Genomic DNA, 19,611 nt, shown 5'->3' with positions numbered 1-19,611 from the left:
CCCGGGCGGGTGACAGGTCAGAACCGAAAAGGCCGGGCGGCGTCCCGGCCTTTTCGCGTTCCGTAGCCGAGGTTTTCCATGTCCGCCCCTGTCGTGATCCTGCTGGCCAGCTATCAGGGCGGCGAACACATCGCCGCGCAGCTGGACAGCATCGCGCGGCAGACGCATGCGGATTGGTCGTTGATCGTGTCCGATGACGCTTCGCGCGACGACACCTGCGCAATCGTACGCGACTTTGCGGAACGCATGCGCCCGGGGCAGGTGCAGCTGGTCCAGGGGCCGGCGCAGGGGGCGACCGCGAATTTCCTGACCTTGCTGGACCATGCGCCGCGCGGGGCGATGATCGCATTTTGCGATCAGGACGATCACTGGCTGCCGCACAAGCTGGAATGGGCTGTCGAATACCTGTCCCGGCAGGACGGCCCCGCCCATTACGCCGCCCGCACCATCATCACCGACCAGCAGCTTCGCCCGCTGACCCAATCGCGGCACTTTCCGCGGCCCTTGGGCTTTCGCAACGCGGTGGTACAGGCGATCATGGCGGGCAACACCTCGGTCTTCAATGCCGCCGCAGCGGATCTGCTGCGCCAAGGCGCGCCTTTCGCGCTGAAAGCCGGCATCCTGTCCCATGACTGGTGGGCGTATCAGCTGACCTCGGGGGTGGGGGCGGCGCTGTGGCACGATCCGCGCCCCGCACTGCTTTATCGCCAGCATGACCGCGCCGAGGTCGGACGTAACGACACGCTGCCCGCCCTGGCAGCCCGGCTGCGCAAATTGCTGGCGGGCGACTTTGGCGCCTGGATGGCCGCCAATCACGCGGCTCTGGTTCCGATGCAGGACCATTTGACCGCGCGGAATCGTGACATTCTGGATCGTGTCGACAAGATGCTGTCGCAACCAGGACCAAAAGCCCTGCTGACGATGCGTCAGGCAGGGCTCTATCGTCAGACGCGTCCGGGCAACGTGGCATTGGCCGCGACGGTGGCGGCAGGGCGGCTGCGCCGCCGCTGATCACTCGATGATCAGGTCGGCGTGCAGCGCCCCGGCCGAATGGATCGATTTCAGGATGTCGATCATGTCGCGCGGCCGCACCCCCAGGGAATTCAGCCCGTCCACCAGATCGGACAGGTTGGTTTCGCCCGCGACTTCGACAAAGCCGATGCCGGGTTCCTGGCGCAGTTCGACATTGGTGCGGGGAACGGTGACTGTCTCTCCTTCGGCGAAGGGATTGGGCTGCGACACCAGCGGCGCCTCGCTGACCCGCAGGGTCAGGTTGCCCTGGGACACCGCCACGCGCGAGATGCGGACCCGTTCGCCCACGACGATGGTGCCGGATTTGTGGTCGATCACGACCTTGGCGCGATCCTCGGGCTCGATCAGCAGATTTTCGATGCGGCCGACGACCCGCGCGGGGTTCACATCGCCCAGGCTGCGGAAATTCACGACCACGGTGCCACTGTCCAGGGTCACGGCCAGCGCCTTGTTGAAGTCGCGGTTGATCGCGTCCTCGACCCGGGTGGCGGTGGTGAAATCGGCGTTGCGCAGGGCGATGCGGATATCGTCGATGCCGGCAAAGTCGAACTCGACCTCGCGCTCGACCCGCGCGCCGACGGGGATGCTGCCGGTCGTGGGGACGCCTTCGACGACGCGGGCCGCGTCACCCTGGGCCGCGACGCCACCCGCGATGATCGACCCCTGCGCGACGGCATAGATGTTCCCGTCCGCCGCCTTCAACGGCGTCATCACCAGTGTGCCCCCCAGCAGGCTTTTTGCGTCACCGATGGCCGAAACGCTGACATCGATCCGGCTGCCCGATCGGGCAAAGGCCGGCAGGGCTGCGGTCACGATGACCGCGGCCACGTTCTTGGACCGCAGCGCCTCGTCGGTGACGTTGACGCCAAGACGTTCCAGCAGGCTGGCCAGCATTTCCTCGGTGAAGGGCGCGTTGCGCATGCCGTCGCCGGACCCGTCCAGACCCACCACCAGACCGTATCCCACCAGGTCGTTGCCGCGCACGCCGTCGAAATCGGCCAGATCCTTGATCCGGACCGGGATCGCCATTGCCGAGGTCGCGACGGTCAGCCAGACCATCAAGGCTGTGACAAGGGCCCGCATCACAGGTAATCCACCAGGTTCAGGCGCGACAGGCGCGCGGTGACGGCAAACAGGGTTTCGATCTGGGTCTGGACCTCGGTCAGGGCGGTCGCGGTCTGATAGGGATCGGCGCGCCGGATGTCGTTGCGCGACACTTCCAGCGTGCTGAGGACCGAGGCGTTTTCCGTTTGCGCCCGAGTCACGGCCTGCTGTTCCAATCCGACCCGGCCCATTTCGCCCAACAGCCCCGCATCGGCGGCGACCAGGGCGTGACCGCTTTGCCGCAGCAACGCCGCCCGTTCATCGGTTTGGCCTGCCAACGCACCACGATCCAGGATCGCCGCCGTCGCCAGCCCCTTGAGCAGATCGCGCACCGCAGGCGCGGCCGCCGAGGTCGTGACCTGCACGGTTTCGCGTTCGGTCACGGGTATGGTCGCGCCCTCGCCGGTCGTGCCGCGATAGGCGTCGTCCAGAAAGCCGCCCGCCCCTGCCGGGGCATCGAACCAATCCGCGATCGCGGCGCCGATCTGATCGGCGGTGGTCAGCCCCGCTGTGACGGCCTCGAGGCTGTCCAGCATCTGATCAGCCGGAACCAGCGGCGGCTGGTCGCTGGCCAGACCCGACAGCAGATAGCGGTTGCTGTCCATCCCGTTCAGCCGCTGGATGACGGTGTTCAGGGCATTGGCGACTTCGGTCGCGCGGGTGCCAAGCTGGGCGGTGCTGGCCGCAAAGGGATCGCTCAGCAGGTTCACGCCCAGATCGTTCGTGACCGAACGGACCCCGCTGAAGACATCCTGGATCGCTTGCAGCTGGACCGCCGCCTCGGCGGCGTTCTGCTGCAGCTGCGTGGTCCGCGACAGGCGGCCCTCGATCTCGTTCAGGGCCCGGGTGTTCCCCTCCAGCCTTTGCCCCAGATCCGCGACCTCGCCCGAGGACATTTCCTGCGTCAGGGTCGTCATCGTGGTCTTCAGCCTGTTGGTCGCCTGCTGCATCGCATAGTTGCGGGCCTGATCGCCGATACTGTTCAAGCTCATGATTCAAATCCCCAGAATCTGGTCTAGCATCTCGTCCACGGCACGCAGCACACGCGCATTGGCGGCATAGCTCTGTTCATATTGCAGCAATTTCTGCATCTCGGCGTCGCTGTCCACGCCGTCGGCCAGGATGCTGGACTGGATGGTCGACTGGCGGCTGCTGCGAATGGCCAGGTCCGCATCCGAATTCACGCGGCCCGTCGACACTTTCGCCTCCAGGGTGCCAAAGCGCGTCCCCAGCGTGGCCGTGCCCTGCAAACCGTCGGATGTCGGTGCGCGCGCGGCATCCAGCGCGGCGATCATCCCGTTCAGGATGCCCGACGCCCCCACCGGCCCCTGCGCTGCGGCCTGCAGGCCGTCGCGCAAACGCCAGGCTGCGCCGTCAAGGGCGGCATTGAGGATCAACCGACCGGCAAGACCCGTGATACTTGCGACGCTGGCCTTGGCACCCTGATCCGTGAACAACCCCGCATCCCCTGCGGCAAGGGTGGGGTCAACCTGCGGTCCTGACAGGCGTTCCTGAAGGTCGAAGGCCAGAGCGTCCAGGTCGGCTTGCAGATCCGGGCCCAATTCGTCGCGGATCTGGAAATTCGCCTGCAACGAACCACCACTGAACAGGCGCATCTGGGCCTGGCTCAGGGGCGTGCCGTTGAAGGTCAGCAGTTGCAGCGGCGCTCCGACCGTCTGGCCTGCCGTGACCTGGGACGCGCCTTGGAATTCGATCCGCGCCGGCAGGCTGCCATCCAGAAGCACCGCCCCTTCGGCGGTGAAAAGTGCCACCCGCCCCGCATCGCGCGTGACCTCCTGCACGGGAACGATGCCCGCGATGCGGTCGATCACCTGCTGGCGTTCATCCATCAGCGGAGAGGCGTCAGTCCCATCCGCATCCAGCACCGCGATGCGCGCGTTCAGATAGGCCACCCGCTCCAACGACGCATTCAGCACCGCCACATCCGAGGCGATCCCCTGTTGTGCCGTGCTGCGCGCCTCCTGGACGGCGGTCGAGGCGTCGTTCAATCGGTTCGCCAGGCTGCCTGCCGTCGCGACGACCTGCGCCAGGCGCAGATCGTCATCGGGGCGCGTCGCAGCCGCGCCCAACGCCGCCTGAAAATCGTTCAGCGCCGCCCCAAGCGATCCGGCCTGTCCAGGAAGGCCCACCGTGGCCTCCATCCGAACCTGAAAGGCGTTCTTCGTACTGGCGGCCGACAGGGCGGATCCGGCCAGACGCGATTCCGTCAACAGGCTCGAGTTGACGATCCGGGCGATGCCATCGACCCGGACCCCGCCCGTGACGGTCTGCGAACTGACCTGCATGTCGCGACGGGCATAGCCGGGCGTCATGACGTTCGACAGGTTTGCAGCCACCGTTTCGGTGCCGCGCGCCGTCGCGGTCAGACCTGACATGGCGCTGGATATGGCCTTGGCAATGCTCATTCATGGCCTCCTGCTGGCGACGATCAGCGTTTGATGTTGGTGGTTTCCTGCAGCATTTCATCGACGGTCTGGATGATCTTCGCATTCGAGGAATAGGCCCGCTGCGTGGTGATCAGATCCGTCAGTTCCTGCGCGATATCCGTGGTCGAGGATTCGCGCGCATAGCCCGCGATCGCCCCCGTCGGTCCGTCGCCCGCATTCCACAGGAAGAAGCTGCCCGAGGCCAGGGAGGGCTTGAAGGCCTGGCCTTCCAGCGCGATCAACCCGTTGGGGTTCGACACGTTCACGACCGGCACCCGGTACAATGTCTTGACGAAACCGGTGTCATAGGTGGCGTTCACCTTGCCCTCGGCATCGACCTCGACCGTGACCAGCTGCCCCACGGGAGAGCCGTTGCGCGAGATGTTCGAGGACGAGAAGCTGGTCGCAAGCTGCTTCAGCCCCGCATCGCTGCCCGGTATGCCGATGAACATGTCCAGCGCGCCGCCGCCAACCTCCAGGGGGACGGTTCCCGTGTCGACGTCATAGGGCAGGCCCGAAATCTGCGTGACCTCCTTGATGGTGCCGCCGGCCTCCTGGCTGTCGTCGAATTCGATCTGGAAGGACGAGATGACCGCATCACCCGAGGCACTGTCGCGGATTTCGACCATCCAGGTGTTGGTCAACTGTCCGTCCAGACTCGCGACGGGCGTGAAGGACATGTCCAGCGATTCCGACGTCCCCAGGTTTCCGAAGTATTCGACCTTGAGCGGCAGGGTCGCGCCGGTGCCATCCGGGCCGGTATCGGTGGCGGGCAGGTTCGCACCGATGCGGACCTGCGTCGTCGGGTCACCCACGGATTTGTTCGCATCGATACGGATCGGTTCAAGCGCGGTCGGGGTGTCGCGCGACACCAGTGGCATGCTGCCATCCGACGCCGTGGGCCATCCCATCAGCACCAGCCCGCTTTCGGTGCGCAACAGGCCCTGTGCATCGGGGCGGAAGGATCCGGTGCGGGTCATCATCAGGTTGGGCTGGTTGCCGCTGGCGACATCCGCCGCCCCGGCAACCGGCAGAAACCCGCGCCCCGTCATCGCCAGATCCAGCGGGTTCGAGGTCGTCACGACCGCCCCATCCTGAGAGATGATGCGCTGCGTGGCGCCCCTGACGCCCCCCGCCGTGTAAAGCCCGGTGCCCTGCCCCACGACCATCGAGTCGAATTCGGTTTCGACGCGCTTGTAGCCATAGGTCGAGGCGTTCGCGATATTGTCCGAGATGGTCCCGAGCCGCGACGAGTTTGCCGCCAGCCCGGCCACGCCGGCATTCATTGCAGAGGAGATGGACATGGACAGACACCCTTCCGGTTCAGTGTTGTCCATCAATCTGTCCGACAAGGCTTAAGATTCGGATAATGCCGGGCTAGCGCAGCAGAATCAGTTCGATCCGGTTGTTTTCCGGGGCCATCGGATTGCCCGAACGGTTCTTGCGGTCGGCATATCCGCTGACGCGCTGGATGCGCTTTTCGTCAAAGCCCGCCCGTTCCAGCAGGTTGCGCACAGTATGCGCGCGGGCGTCCGACAGGGGCCAGACGGGGTTCGCGACCATCATCTCGGGATAGGCGCGCACATGGCCCGACAACGCGATCTGGTTGCGCGTGCGGCCGATGACCCGGGCGATCACCGCGACCAGATCGGTCAGCGCGGGCATGGGTTGGCCGGTATCCTCGACGAACAGGGGGGCGTCTGTCAGATCGGTCAGTTCGATGACCAGCCCTTCGTCGGTCATGCGGGTGACGACATGCTTCAGCAGGTTGGTCAGCTGCATGGATTCGGCGCCCGTCCCGGTCAGGCTGTCCTGGACCGCCTTGGCGACCTGGTCGAAATCGCCGGCGCGGTCGCTATCGGGCAAGGCTGCCTGGATGGCGTGGCGAAGGCCTTCTTCGGTGCCGTCGCCGGCCGCGCCCATGCTGCGGGACACGCTTGGGGTGAAATACTGGGCCAGCCCCTTGCGCTGTTCCTCGCTGGTGGCGTTCAGCAGCCACATCAGCAGGAAGAAGGCCATCATGGCCGTCACGAAATCCGCATAGGCGACCTTCCATGCGCCGCCATGATGGCCGCCCTCCGGAGCGGCCTCGATCCGTTTGATGATGATCGGCGCTCCATTCGCACCCTTGCCCCCAGCCATGTCGCCAACCCTTCCTAAATGTCAGGGACCAATGTCGCCCCTGACAGGGTTGCAAACAAGTTAACGCATCAAATGCGCGCTATTTGGCGGGCCTCAGTCATAGCTGCGCCGATCCTCGATCACCTTGCCATCATTGGGCAGGCTGCCGACGGGAACCAGCTGGACCTCGGCCTTCAGCTTCAGCGTGTCCAGGATGCTTCCCTCATATCCCGATGCGTTGTCCGAGGCGGTTTCCAGCTGGACCGTCATCACATCCATCTGGTCGCGCCGATCGGCGATGACACGGGCCCGGGCGATGTCGGGATGGCGGGCGACCAGCGCCGCGACCTGTTCGGGGCGCACGAACATCCCCTTGATCTTGGTCGTCTGATCGGCACGACCCAGCCACCCCTTGATGCGCATATTGGTGCGGCCACAAGGGCTTGTGCCGGTCATCACCGCCGACAGGTCGCCCGTCGCAAAGCGGATCAGCGGGTAATCGGGGTTCAGCGTGGTGACCAGAACCTCGCCCACCTCGCCCTCGGCGACCGGGTCGCCGGTGCCGGGACGGACGATCTCGACGATGACGCCCTCATCGACGATCATCCCCTCCAGCGCCTCGCTTTCATAGGCGATATTGCCCAGATCGGCGGTGGCATAGCATTGCCGCGTGACGATGCCCCGGTCGGCATAGGCCTGGCGCAAGGACGGGAACAGCGCACCGCCACCGACGACGGCGCGGGTAAAGGACAGGACCTCGCCCATCTGATCGGCACGATCCAGGATCACCTTCAGGAAATCGGGCGTCCCGGCATAGCATGTGGTGCCGATATCGACCGCGGCGCGGACCTGCAGTTCGGTCTGGCCGGTCCCCGCGGGCAGCACCGCGGCATCGACCGCCCGCGCCCCGGATTCGAACATCATCCCCGCAGGCGTCAGGTGATAGCCGAAACAGTTCTGCACGATGTCACCGCGCCCCACGCCCGCAGCATGCAGGAACCGCCCCAACCGCCACCAGTCGCCGTCGCGCCGCCCCGGTTCGTAAATGGGACCGGGGCTTTGAAAGACATGGTCGAATTCGGCGGCAAGGCGCGTGGTATAGCCGCCGAAGGGCGGGGATTTGCGCTGCGCCTCGGACAGCTCGGCCTTGCGGATCACGGGCAGGCGCGCCAGGGCCGCGCGGTCGGTCACCTGCGCGGGGTCCACGTCGCGCAGCAACCGCGCCAGGGCCGGTGCGGTCTTGGCCCGCGTGATGGCCAGCGGCAGGGCCGCCGCCAGGGCGCGGTCGCGTTCGCCCTGATCGCGGGTTTCCAGTTCGTCGTAATATGATGCCATGATCGGGTCCCCTCAGGCCAGCCAGCGCTTGCGGCGGCGATAGCTGCGCGTGTCGCGGAAGGATTTGCGCCCTTCGTCGGACATGCCCAGATAGAATTCCTTGACGTCGGGGTTCTCGCGCAGCTCGCTGGCCAGGCCCTCCATGACGACGCGGCCGTTTTCCAGGATGTAACCCTCGTGGGCATAGCGCAGGGCGACGTTGGTGTTCTGTTCGGCCAGAAGGAAGGTGACGCCTTCGCCTTCGTTCACGGCCTTCACGATCTGGAAGATCTGTTCGACCAGCTGCGGGGCCAGGCCCATGGAAGGTTCGTCCAGCAGGATCATCTCGGGGCGCGACATCAGGGCGCGACCCATCGCGACCATCTGCTGTTCCCCCCCCGAGGTGTATCCCGCCTGGCTCTTGCGGCGTTCGCGCAAGCGGGGGAAATACTCATAGACCATCTCCAGGTCGCGCTTGACCGCGGCACCGCCATCGGCGCGGGTATAGGCCCCGGTCAGCAGGTTTTCCTCGACCGTCAGATGTTCGAAACAGTGGCGGCCCTCCATCACCTGGATGACGCCCTTCTTGACCAGGGCGGCCGGGTTCTGGCGGGCGACCTTTTCCCCCTTGTAGGTGATGCTGCCCTTGGTCACTTCACCCCGTTCGCTGGCCAGCAGGTTCGAAATGGCCTTCAGCGTGGTCGTCTTGCCCGCCCCGTTGCCCCCTAAAAGCGCGGTGATCCCGCCCTTGGGCACGGACAGGCTGACGCCCTTCAGCACCAGGATGACGTGATTGTAGATCACCTCGATATTGTTGACTTCCAGCAGCGTCTCGCGGTGTTCGGCGTCGAACATGGGGCGGCCCCTCTTGATGATGGGACCGGCGGCGGATGACCCCGCCGCCGGACAGGGATCAGTTGCAGCGCGGGGTCAGGCCGGCTTCCTGCGCATAGGCGGCGCTGTCTTCCTTGACCAAGGGGTCCAGGATCTCGGCATCCGGTTCGATGAAATCGGTGATCAGGTTCCACTGACCGGCCGCCGCGTCCCATTGCTGGATACGTCCCAGACCGTCACCACCGTGGTTTTCGCAGGACAGCTTGATCGGGGCACCGAAGTCCGGCAGGCCCAGCTCGACCATGCGTTCGGCGGTGATGTCCAGCGCCTCGAAACCGTCGCGCATCTGGGCGGCGTTGATCTCGGCGGTGCCCGCCAACTCCTGCGCCTTGGCGATCGCCTCGGCGATGACCAGCGCGGCATAGGCGCCGCGCGAATAGAGCACGGTGCCCGTCTGGTCGCCCGCACCCGCGGCCTTGCCCGTGTCATAGACATATTGCTTCAGGTCGTCATAGAGCGGGTAGTCCTGCCCCACGCCGTGGAAGGTCAGCGCTTTGTATCCTTCCGCCCCGGCCCCTGCGGGCTTCACGTCGTTTTCCGAACCCGACCACCAGATGCCGATGAACTTGTCCATTGGAAAGCGGATGTTCACGGCCTCCTGGATGGCGACCTGGTTCATGACGCCCCAGGCATACATGATGACATAGTCGGGCTTGTCGCGGCGGATCTGCAGCCATTGCGATTTCTGTTCCTGGCCGGGCGCATCGACGGGCAGTTCCGACAGCTCGAACCCGTGCTTCTTGGACAGTTCCTGCAGAGTGCGGATCGGTTCCTTGCCATAGGCGCTGTTGTGATAGACCAGCGCGATCTTCTTGCCCTTCAGATCGCCCCCCTCCTGATCCAGGATGTGCTTCACCGCGACCGAGGCGCCGTCCCAATAGTTGGCGGGCGCGTTGAACACCCATTCGAAGACCGACCCGTCCTTGGCCGATGTCCGGCCATAGCCGGGCGTATAGAGCGGGATGCCGTCGACGCCGATCTTGGGGATCAGCTGATAGGTGATGCCCGTGGACAGCGGGTTCAGCACCAGCGGGTTCTGGGATTTCAGCGCCTCATAGCACTCGACCCCTTTTTCGGTGTTATAGGCGGTTTCGCATTCGGGGACCTGAACCTTCTGCCCGCCGATGCCGCCGTCGCGTTCGTTCAGCAGCGTGAAGTAATCGGCAAAGCCGTCGGCATAGGGGATGCCATTGGCGGCATAGGGGCCGGTCCGATAGGACATGTTGGGCACGACCAGATCGGCCATGGCAGGCGCTGCGACCGTCAGGGCTGCGGCAACCAGTGCGGGGAACGTCAGTTTCATGCGGGTCTCCTCCCAGAGATGTGCGATGCCGGTTGCCCGGTTCTTCGATGAAAGCTTAGTGCGGGAACGGCCACAGCCGCAGCTTTTCCTTGGTCAGCGACCACAGACGGGCCAGCCCGTGCGGCTCGACGATCAGGAAGGTCACGATCAGCGCGCCGACGATCATCAGTTCGATATGAGCGGCCAGATCGGTGGGCCAGCCAAGGTTGCCGACCAGCAGGTTCTTCAGCAGCACCGGCAGCAGGACCAGGAAGGCCGCGCCCGCGAAACTGCCAAAGATGCTGCCCAGGCCGCCGATGATGATCATGAACAGCACCAGAAAGCTCTTGTTGATGCCGAAGGCCTCGCCCACTTCGGCCGCGCCCAGATAGACCGCGAACAGAAGCGCGCCGGCGATGCCGATGAAGAAGCTGCTGACGGCAAAGGCCGACAGTTTTGCGCGCAGGGGGTTCACGCCGATGATCTCGGCGGCGATGTCCATGTCGCGGATGGCCATCCAGCGCCGCCCGATGCTGCCACGGGTCAGGTTGCGCGCCATCCAGGCCAGCAGGAAGGCGAAGACCAGGCAGACCAGGTATTTCGCCGGGGCGGTGGCTGCGGGTCCGCTGATGGCATGGTCCATGAAGGTCCGCGTCGGCGCCGTGATCTGCCCCGAGGCCGAATAGTTGTAGAACCACGGCACCTTGTTGAACAGCCACACCAGGAAGAACTGCGCGGCCAGCGTGGCGACGGCCAGATAGAACCCCTTGATCCGCAGCGACGGCAGGCCGAACAGCACGCCCACGATGGCGGTGATGATGCCTGCCAGCACCACATGGATCAGCAGGCTGACATCGGGAAACGCGGTCATCAGCTTGTAGACCGAATAGGCGCCCACGGCCATGAAGCCGCCGGTTCCCAGGCTGACCTGACCCGCATAGCCCGTCAGGATGTTCAGCCCGAGGGCCGCGATCGCATAGATCAGGAAGGGGACCAGGACCGCGCTGGCCCAATAGTCGTTGATGACGAAGGGCACGATCCCAAAGGCCACCGCGACCACCGCGTAATATCCCCAGCGTTCTAGCTTGATCGGAAAGGTCTGGCTATCGTCCCGGTAGCTTGTCTTGAAATCGCCTGCCTCACGATACAGCATCGCGGCTCTCCTCTAATGCGTCCTTTCGCAGGGGCGCATCGCCCCCGCAGCCCCGCGCGATATCCACCCTCACACCCGCTCGATGATGCGTTCGCCGAACAGGCCCTGGGGTCTGAAGACCAAGAACAGCAGCGCCAGCACATAGGCGAACCAGTTCTCGGTCGCGCCACCGACCATCGGGCCGATGGAAAATTCGAACAGCTTCTCGCCCACACCGATGATCAGCCCGCCGACGATCGCGCCGGGGATCGAGGTGAAACCGCCCAGCATCAGGACCGGCAGCGCCTTGAGCGCGATCAGCGACAGGCTGAACTGGACGCCCGATTTCGTGCCCCACATGATGCCCGCGACCAGCGCCACGAAGCCCGCGATCGACCAGACCATCACCCAGATGAAGCGCAGGCTGATGCCCACCGACAACGCCGCCTGATGGTCGTCGGCCACGGCGCGCATGGCGCGTCCCTGCTTGGTGTATTGCGCAAAGGCGACCAGGGCCGCGACCAGCGCCGCCGCGATCACCGTGGCCCAGATGTCCAGCCGGTCGATGAAATAGCCATAGCCGAACCAGCTGTCCGTCACGCTCTCGATGCTTTCGGAAATGCCCTGCGGCAGGCCCACGTCCAGTGTCTTGATATCGGCGCCCCACATGACGTCGCCCAGCCCCTCAAGGAAATAGGCCAGGCCGATCGTCGCCATGAACAGGATGATCGGTTCCTGTCCGACAAGGTGCTGCAGGACCAGCTTCTCGATCAGGAAGGCCAGCCCCACCATGACCAGCGCCGTCAGCGCGACGGCCAAGACGGATGGCACCGTCCAGCCGAAATGATGCAGGCTGGTGCCGAAGGCCGCGTTGATCAGATGCGCGAAGGGCACCTGCCCGTTCTGGATGCCCACCAGCGTCAGCGCCGCAAACAGCGCCAGCACGCCCTGGGCATAGTTGAACACCCCCGACGCCTTGAAGATCAGGACGAAGCCAAGCGCCACCAGCGCGTACATCACGCCCGTCATCAACCCGTTCAGCATCACCTCGGATGCGAAGATCAGCTGCTCCATCACAGGCTCCTTTTCATGCGGGGTTCGATCGGGCGGGGTTCGGTGCGGCGGTCATTCATGGGCCACCCCCAGATAGGCGTCGATCACCTGCTGGTTGTTGCGGACCTCGTCGGGGGTGCCGTCGCCGATCTTGCGGCCGTAATCCATCACGACCACGCGGTCGGACAGGTCCATCACCACGCCCATGTCATGTTCGATCAGGCAGATCGTCGTGCCGAATTCGTCGTTCACGTCCAAGATAAAGCGGGACATGTCCTCCTTTTCCTCGACATTCATGCCGGCCATCGGTTCGTCCAGCAGCAGCAGCTGCGGTTCGGCAGCCAGGGCGCGCGCCAGTTCGACCCGCTTCTTCAGGCCATAGGGCAGGCGACCGACGGGCGTCTTGCGGATGTTCTGGATTTCCAGAAAGTCGATGATCCGTTCGACGGCGGCGCGGTTCTCGTTCTCCTCGCGCTCGGCCGGGCCCCACCACAGGGCCTGGTACAGGAAGCCCGCCTTCATCTTCTTCAGGCGGCCGGTCATGATGTTGTCCAACACGCTCATCCCGTCAAAGAGGGCGATGTTCTGGAAGGTCCGCGCGATGCCCAGGCCCGCCACCTGATGCGGCTTCATGGCCTGACGGCGCTGGCCCTTGAACCAGACCTCGCCCTCCTGCGGGTGATAGAAGCCGGAAACCACGTTCAGCATGCTGGACTTGCCGGCGCCGTTCGGGCCGATGATGGCGCGGATCTCGCCCTGGCGGATGTCGAAGCTGATATCCTTGATGGCCACCACGCCGCCGAAACGCAGGGTGATGTTCTTCAGCTCCATCAGCTTGCCGCCGATCTGGCGCCCGTCGGCGGTGATATAGCCGTCACTGGTCATGCTGTTCATTGCGCCGCCACCTTCGTTTGTGCCGCATCGCCAAAGACCGGCACGTCCATGATCTGCAGCGTCGCGCTGATATGTCCCTTGCGGCCATCTTCATAGGTGACCTCGGTGCGGGTATGGATGCTGTCGGACCCGTCATAGAGCGCGCCCACCAGATCGGCGAATTTCTCGTTGATGACGGCGCGGCGGACCTTGCGGGTGCGCGTCATCTCGCCGTCATCGGGGTCCAGTTCCTTGTGCAGCACCAGAAAGCGATGCACCTGGCAGCCCGACAGCATCGGGTCCTGCGCCACCGACCGGTTCACCTCGGTGATATGCTCGCGGATCGAGGCATAGACCTGCGGGTGCCCCGCCAGTTCCTGATAGCTGGAATAGGCGATGTTGTTGCGCTCCGCCCAGTTGCCCACCGCCGACAGGTCGATGTTGATCATCGCCGTGCAGAAATCGCGCCCGTTGCCGATGACCACGGCCTCCAGGATGCTGGGATAGAACTTCAGTTTGTTCTCGACATATTTGGGCGCGAACATCGTGCCATCGGCCATCTTTCCGACATCCTTGGCGCGGTCGATGATGCGCAGATGGCCCGTCGCTTCTTCGAAGAAGCCCGCATCGCCCGTGGCGACCCAGCCCTCGGCGTCCTTGGTCGATGCCGTGCTGTCGGCATTCTTGTAATATTCGACGAAGGTGCCGGGGCTGCGATAGTAAACCTCGCCATTGTCGCCGATGCGGACCTCGACGCCGGGGCTGGGCACGCCGACCGTGTCGGACCGCACCTGCCCGTCAGGCTGCTGGGTGATGAAGACCGAGGCCTCGGTCTGGCCGTAAAGCTGCTTGAGGTTGATGCCCAGGCTGCGATAGAAATCAAAGATCTCGGGGCCGATCGCCTCTCCGGCGGTATAGCCCACGCGGACGCGGCTCAGGCCCAGCGTGTTCTTCAGTGGCCCGAAGACGAAGATGCGGCCCAAGCCATAGGCCAGCTTGTCCCCGAACGACACCGTCTTGCCGTCCAGCAGCGCAGGCCCGGCGCGATGGGCGACCGCCATGCCGCGCTTGAACAGCCAGCGCTTGATGCGGCCCGCATCCTCCATGCGGATCATCACCGATGTCAGCTGGGTTTCGAAAACCCGCGGCGGGGCAAAGAAATAGGTCGGCCCGATCTCGCGCATGTCGGTCATCATCGTGTGCGCGCCCTCGGGGCAGTTCACGGTGAAGCCCGACCAGACCGCCTGCCCCATCGAGAAGATGAAATCGCCCACCCAGGCCATCGGCAGATAGGCGACGATCTCCTCGCCCTCGGTCAGGTGGTCGAATTCGCTGCTGTTCTTGGCGGTTTCGATGATGTTGCGGTTCGACAGCACGACGCCCTTGGGCTTGCCGGTGGTGCCGCTGGTATAGAGCATGACGCAGGTGCTGTCGTAATCCAGCGCCGCCGTCCGCGCGTCCAGTTCCGCCCCCAGGCGGCTGGCGGCCTTGCGGCCCCGATCCTGCAGGTCGGCCACGGAAGTCATGCGGGCATGGTCGTATTTCCGCAAGCCCCGCGCGTCGGTATAGATGATGCGGTCGATCGCATCGATGGTGCGTTCGACCTCAAGGACCTTGTCCACCTGTTCCTGGTCGCCGCAGATCACCATGCGCGCGCCGCAATGGCCCAGCACATAGGTCATCTCCTCGGCGACGGCGTCCTGGTACAGCGGCACGGGGATCGCACCGCACATCTGGGCCGCGATCATGCCCCAGTAATGGGCCGGACGGTTGCGCCCGATGATGGCCACATGGTCGCCGGGGTTCAGCCCCAGGTCCAGCATGCCCAACGCCATGGCGCGGATTTCGTCGGCCGCCTGCGACCAGGTCCAGCTTTGCCAGATCCCGTATTCCTTTTCGCGGTAAGCCGGCCGGTCGCCGAAACGGGCCACATTCCGCGCCAGAAGCGCGGGAATAGAACGCAATTCGCCCAAAGGCGTCTGCCGGTCCGTCATGTCTCCTCCCTCGTTGCGCGAAAGGCGCAATGCCGCCCGTGACCTCCTCCGCCACGGCGACGCGTTTACTGTCACGGCCAATCTTTGCCGCAGTTTGTCCCAATTCCAACAAAATGTTACGACGCTTCCGCAGAAGATGCCCCGATGCTATCGATGATCCACGATCATCAGTGGGGGGCCGATGCATCACGACGACCAGCAGGCCGGCGCCTTGAACAAGGCGCGCCTTCGTGCCGACCTGACGCGCTCGGGGCTAAACCTGATCGGACAGGCGCTGTCGATCTTCGATGCCGACCTGCAATTGGCGGTCGCCAACAACCAGTACCAGGCGATGTTCGACCTGCCCGACGCGCTGACCCGGCCCGGCGCCAGCTTCGAGGAGACGATCCGCTTCCTGGTCCTGCGCGGCGAATACGGACCCCAGGACGACCCCGAGGCCTCGGTCGCCTATCGCGTGGCCCAGGCCCGCCAGTTCCAGCCGCATTACTTCGAACGCCAGCGCGCCGATGGCCGGTGGGTCGCGGTCGAAGGCGCGCCCCTGAGCCAGGGCGGATGGGTCACCGTCTATACCGACATCACCGACATCAAGCGCCAGGAAACGTTGCTGCGCGCCCGTTCGGCGGAACTGTCCGACCAGGTCCTGCAGAATGCCGAACGTCTGGCCGCCGCGAACCGCCAGCTGGCCGCGACCAACGCCGCCCTGTCCGAGGCGCAGCGCATCCTGACCCGGACCGAGGCCCGCACCCGCCAAGTGACCGAGATGGTGCCCGCCCATATCGCCCATATGGATGCGCAGTTCCGTTATACCTTCTCGAATCGCAGGCTGCCGTCGATCTTTCCGGGCGCGGCGGATGACATCGTCGGGCTGACGGTGGAACGCGCGCTTGGGGCGCAGACCTTTGCCACGCTGCTGCCCTACATGACGCGTGCGCTGGCGGGCGATCCGCAGGTCTTCGAGATCACCCACCCCACCTCGGGCCGCCGCATCCGCATCGCCCTGACGCCCGACCGGCAGGGGGCCGGCGTCTATATCCTCTCGACCGATGTCAGCGCCGAGGTCCAGGCCCGCGAGGCGCTGGCCCATGCCGGCAAGCGCAGCCTGGCCGCCCAGCTGACATCGGGGATGGCCCATGATTTCGGCAACCTGCTGACGATCATCCTGGGGCTGCAGGGTCGCCTGGCCGCCCGCGACCTGCCCCCCGATGCGGCCCAGGACGTCCAGGCGACCCTTGCGGCCGCACGGCGCGGGGCCGATCTGCTGAACCGGCTGGCGCGGATCAGCGGCGAACGCGACCTGTCGCTGCACCCGGTGGACCTGCCCGCGCTGTGCCGGCAGGTGGCGACCCTGGCGCGCCCGTCCCTGTCCGAGGGGACGCGGCTGGACCTGCATCTGGCGAGCGTTCCCGGCCCCCTGCTGCTGGACCCCGACGCGCTGCAGGATTCCCTGCTGAACCTGATCCTGAACGCCGATGCCGCGACCGGGCCGGGGGGCTGCATCACGCTGCAGGCGGGGCGGGGGGGCGACTGGCTGCAGATCGCGGTCAGCGATACCGGCCCCGGTTTCACCCCCGAGGCCCTGACCCGCGCCACCCAGCCCTTCTTCACCACCAAGGGCGGCCAGGGATCGGGGCTGGGCCTGTCGATGGTCTATGACCAGACCAAGCTGGTGGGGGGCACCTTGCGGCTGGAAAACACCCCTACCGGTGCCCGCGTGACGCTGCGCCTTCCCTGGCGTCCGGTCGTGCCCCAGTTGGTGCTGCTGGTCGAGGATGACGATGCGATCCGCGCGCAGGTGCGCGACCAGCTGACGGGCCTGGGCCATGCCGTGATCGAAGCCGCGTCCCTGGCCGAGGCCAGCGCCCTGACCGACCTTCCCGGCCTGACGCTGATCCTGTCCGACATCCAGCTGGGCGACGGGCTGGGGCTTGACCTTGCGGCGCCGGTGCCGATCCTGCTGATGACATCCTTGCCGCCGGGCGATGCGCTGCGCTGTCGCAACGCCGGGCCGGTGCTGACCAAACCCTTCACCTCCGCGCGCCTTGCCGCTGCGCTGGCCCTGGCCACGAAAGACCAGCCATGACCGATGCCCCGCTGATCGCCATCCTGGACGACGAACCTCAGATCCGGCACCTGCTGTCGCAGGCCCTGGAACAGGCGGGCTTCCGCACCCAGTGCTTTGCCCGCGCCACCGAATTCGAGGCGGCGCTGCGCCGCATCACGCCCGATGTCTGCCTGATCGATCTGGGCCTGCCCGACCGCGACGGGTTGGCCGTGGTGCATCGGCTGGCGATGGATTCGGGGGCGGCGATCATCATCATCTCGGGGCGGTCGCAGGTGCAGGACCGGATCACCGGGCTGGAGCTGGGCGCCGACGATTACATCATCAAGCCCTTCGAACCCTCCGAGGTCGTGGCCCGCATCCGCGCCCGCCTGCGCAAGCCCGCCCAGGCCCAGACCCGCAGCGCCCGCACCCTGCGCTTTGCCGGGTGGAGCGCCGATTTCGACCGTTACCTGCTGACATCCCCCGAAGGGGTGGAAACCCCCCTCAGCCATGCCGAGGCCGAGGTGCTGCGCATGTTCACCGACAATCCGCGCCGCCTGATCACCCGCGCCCAGATGCTGGAGACGCTTGGCGGGGCTGCGGGCGACAGCTTTGACCGGGCGATGGACGTGCGCATCTCGCGGCTGCGCACCAAGCTGGGCGAAGATCCGAAAAACCCGCGCCTGATCAAGACGATCTATGGCGCGGGCTATATCTTTCTTGCGGAACTGGATTGAGGTCAGAGGCGTGGGGGCTGCCCCCCCGCCTCCGCCTGCCCGTCAGGACGGGCCGTGGTCAGGCGTCGCGGTCCCAGCCGCTGATGGCCTTGCTGTCCATGAACTCCTCCAGGCCCATGATGCCCCCTTCGCGCGCCCGGCCCGATTTCTTGACCCCGCCGAAGGGCGCCCCGGCCCCCCGCGATTCGCCGTTCATCTCGACCATGCCCGCGCGCAGCTGACGCGCCACGCGGTTGCGCCGGGCGCCGTCCTGCGACTGGACATAGTTCGTCAGGCCATAGGGCGTGTCATTGGCGATGCGGATCGCCTCCTCCTCATCCTCGAAGGGGATGATCGACAGGACGGGACCAAAGATCTCCTCGCGCGCGATGGTCATCTCGTTCGTCACGTCGGCAAAGACCGTCGGGCGCACGAAATAGCCCCGGTTGACGCCTTCGGGCAGGCCGGTGCCGCCGGCGGTCAGGCGCGCGCCTTCGTCGATGCCCTTCTGGATCAGGCCCTGGATCTTGTCCCACTGGGCCTTGCTGATGACGGGACCGATATGGCGGCCATCGGCATGGGCGCTGGCGACCTTGGTGTCGTTGGCGACCTGCGTGGCGACCTCGACCGCGCGGTCATAGGCCGAACGCTCGACCAGCATGCGGGTGGGGGCGTTGCAGGACTGGCCGGTATTGTTGAAGCAATGCTTGGCGCCGCGGGCGACCGCCGCATCGTCGGCATCGGCAAAGACGATGTTGGCGCCCTTGCCGCCCAGTTCCAGCACCACCTTCTTCAGGCTGTCGGCGGCCGCCTTGGTGATGGCGATGCCCGCGCGGGTCGACCCGGTAAAGCTGATCATCTCGACATCGTCATGGGTGGACAACTGCGTGCCGACGCCCGGACCGTCGCCATGGACCATGTTGAAGACGCCCTTGGGCAGGCCCGCCTCCTCCAGGATCTCGGCGAAGACGATGGAGCTGAGCGGCGCGATCTCGGAGGGTTTCAGCACGCAGGTATTGCCCGCCAGCAGCGCCGGGATGACCTTCAGCGTCACCTGGTTCATCGGCCAGTTCCAGGGCGTGATCAGCCCCACGACCCCGACCGGTTCCCAGGATATCATCGTGGTGGGCGCATGATCGCCCAAGGGCCGCACGAACTGGAAGTCGCGGAAGGCGTCGATGAAATTGGTGATGTGGAAGGTGCCGCTGGCGACCTGGTTGTTCAGCGACATCTCGGCCGGCGCGCCCATTTCATGGCTGATGGCCCAGGCCATGTCCCCGGCCCGCTTCTGATAGATTTCTCGACCTTCGCCAGGCGTTCGGCGGGCGGCGTGGCGGACCATGCCGGGAAGGCACGCTTGGCGGCGGCGACGGCGGCATCGGTATCGGCCTGGTCGCCCANGTGCCGCTGGCGACCTGGTTGTTCAGCGACATCTCGGCCGGCGCGCCCATTTCATGGCTGATGGCCCAGGCCATGTCCCCGGCCCGCTTCTGATAGATCTCGAGGATCTTCTCGACCTTCGCCAGGCGTTCGGCGGGCGGCGTGGCGGACCATGCCGGGAAGGCACGCTTGGCGGCGGCGACGGCGGCATCGGTATCGGCCTGGTCG

At 65.6% G+C, this 19,611-nt stretch carries 16 protein-coding genes and 1 pseudogene; 3 read left to right on the top strand and 14 right to left on the bottom strand.

The annotated features are described in order from the left end of the window. Positions 1–78 precede the first annotated feature (78 nt). The gene (locus tag IE00_RS03635; RefSeq protein WP_072295727.1) at positions 79–1,011 is read left to right on the top strand and encodes a glycosyltransferase; all 933 of its coding nucleotides are present in this window, start codon (positions 79–81) and stop codon (positions 1,009–1,011) included. Here the strand turns inward: IE00_RS03635 and IE00_RS03630 are convergent, their stop codons facing one another. The 12 genes from IE00_RS03630 to IE00_RS03575 all read right to left on the bottom strand — a co-directional run bounded on the left by IE00_RS03630 (position 1,012) and on the right by IE00_RS03575 (position 15,246). Continuing rightward, on the bottom strand, positions 1,012–2,115 hold the full coding sequence (locus IE00_RS03630; protein WP_072295726.1) for a flagellar basal body P-ring protein FlgI: 1,104 nt from the start codon (positions 2,113–2,115) through the stop codon (positions 1,012–1,014). Continuing rightward, positions 2,115–3,128, bottom strand: coding sequence for a flagellin (locus IE00_RS03625; protein WP_072295725.1), 1,014 nt, complete (start codon positions 3,126–3,128; stop codon positions 2,115–2,117). The genes IE00_RS03630 and IE00_RS03625 overlap by 1 nt, the downstream gene beginning before the upstream one ends. Positions 3,129–3,131: 3 nt before the next feature. Further along, on the bottom strand, positions 3,132–4,562 hold the full coding sequence (gene flgK, locus IE00_RS03620; protein WP_072295724.1) for a flagellar hook-associated protein FlgK: 1,431 nt from the start codon (positions 4,560–4,562) through the stop codon (positions 3,132–3,134). A 23-nt stretch (positions 4,563–4,585) separates the two neighbouring features. Next, the gene (locus IE00_RS03615) at positions 4,586–5,887 is read right to left on the bottom strand and encodes a flagellar hook protein FlgE (protein WP_072295723.1); all 1,302 of its coding nucleotides are present in this window, start codon (positions 5,885–5,887) and stop codon (positions 4,586–4,588) included. A 73-nt stretch (positions 5,888–5,960) separates the two neighbouring features. Further along, a complete protein-coding gene (locus IE00_RS03610; RefSeq protein WP_072295722.1) occupies positions 5,961–6,725 on the bottom strand; it encodes a flagellar motor protein MotB in 765 nt (254 codons plus the stop codon). 93 nt (positions 6,726–6,818) lie between these two features. Then, positions 6,819–8,039 (bottom strand): phenylacetate--CoA ligase family protein, encoded by a 1,221-nt coding sequence (locus IE00_RS03605; protein ID WP_072295721.1) that lies wholly within the window; start codon positions 8,037–8,039, stop codon positions 6,819–6,821. 12 nt (positions 8,040–8,051) lie between these two features. Beyond that, positions 8,052–8,873 carry an ABC transporter ATP-binding protein gene (locus IE00_RS03600; RefSeq protein ID WP_072295720.1) on the bottom strand — a complete coding sequence of 274 codons (822 nt, stop codon included), beginning with the start codon at positions 8,871–8,873 and terminating at the stop codon, positions 8,052–8,054. Between the two features lie 58 nt (positions 8,874–8,931). Further along, positions 8,932–10,215: an ABC transporter substrate-binding protein gene (locus IE00_RS03595; protein ID WP_072295719.1), complete on the bottom strand. Its 1,284-nt coding sequence runs from the start codon at positions 10,213–10,215 to the stop codon at positions 8,932–8,934. Between the two features lie 55 nt (positions 10,216–10,270). Next, positions 10,271–11,347 (bottom strand): branched-chain amino acid ABC transporter permease, encoded by a 1,077-nt coding sequence (locus IE00_RS03590; RefSeq protein WP_072295718.1) that lies wholly within the window; start codon positions 11,345–11,347, stop codon positions 10,271–10,273. Between the two features lie 69 nt (positions 11,348–11,416). Continuing rightward, positions 11,417–12,403: a branched-chain amino acid ABC transporter permease gene (locus IE00_RS03585; protein ID WP_072295717.1), complete on the bottom strand. Its 987-nt coding sequence runs from the start codon at positions 12,401–12,403 to the stop codon at positions 11,417–11,419. A gap of 48 nt (positions 12,404–12,451) precedes the next feature. Further along, positions 12,452–13,273 carry an ABC transporter ATP-binding protein gene (locus IE00_RS03580; RefSeq protein ID WP_072295716.1) on the bottom strand — a complete coding sequence of 274 codons (822 nt, stop codon included), beginning with the start codon at positions 13,271–13,273 and terminating at the stop codon, positions 12,452–12,454. Then, entirely contained in the window at positions 13,270–15,246 is a 1,977-nt protein-coding gene (locus tag IE00_RS03575) for an AMP-binding protein (RefSeq protein WP_072295715.1), read from the bottom strand. The genes IE00_RS03580 and IE00_RS03575 overlap by 4 nt, the downstream gene beginning before the upstream one ends. Positions 15,247–15,427: 181 nt before the next feature. Here IE00_RS03575 and IE00_RS03570 point away from each other — a divergent pair, with 181 nt between their 5' ends. Together IE00_RS03570 and IE00_RS03565 are read left to right on the top strand one after the other, a co-directional pair. After that, positions 15,428–17,326 (top strand): PAS-domain containing protein, encoded by a 1,899-nt coding sequence (locus tag IE00_RS03570; protein WP_072295714.1) that lies wholly within the window; start codon positions 15,428–15,430, stop codon positions 17,324–17,326. After that, a complete protein-coding gene (locus tag IE00_RS03565) occupies positions 17,323–18,024 on the top strand; it encodes a response regulator transcription factor (protein ID WP_072295713.1) in 702 nt (233 codons plus the stop codon). Before IE00_RS03570 ends, IE00_RS03565 begins: the two co-directional genes overlap by 4 nt. Before the next feature lie 58 nt (positions 18,025–18,082). Here IE00_RS03565 and IE00_RS03560 read toward each other — a convergent pair. Continuing rightward, positions 18,083–19,403, bottom strand: a pseudogene (locus IE00_RS03560) (aldehyde dehydrogenase family protein); the annotation flags it as partial. Position 19,404: 1 nt separating this feature from the next. Next, positions 19,405–19,611 (bottom strand): aldehyde dehydrogenase family protein (locus tag IE00_RS19675; RefSeq protein WP_240493794.1); only part of this gene is annotated, 207 nt, incomplete at both ends.

Origin of the sequence: Paracoccus sp. SM22M-07 (assembly GCF_001887735.1) — a bacterium.
GTDB lineage: Bacteria > Pseudomonadota > Alphaproteobacteria > Rhodobacterales > Rhodobacteraceae > Paracoccus.
This window is presented reverse-complemented; position numbering and strand designations above follow the sequence as displayed.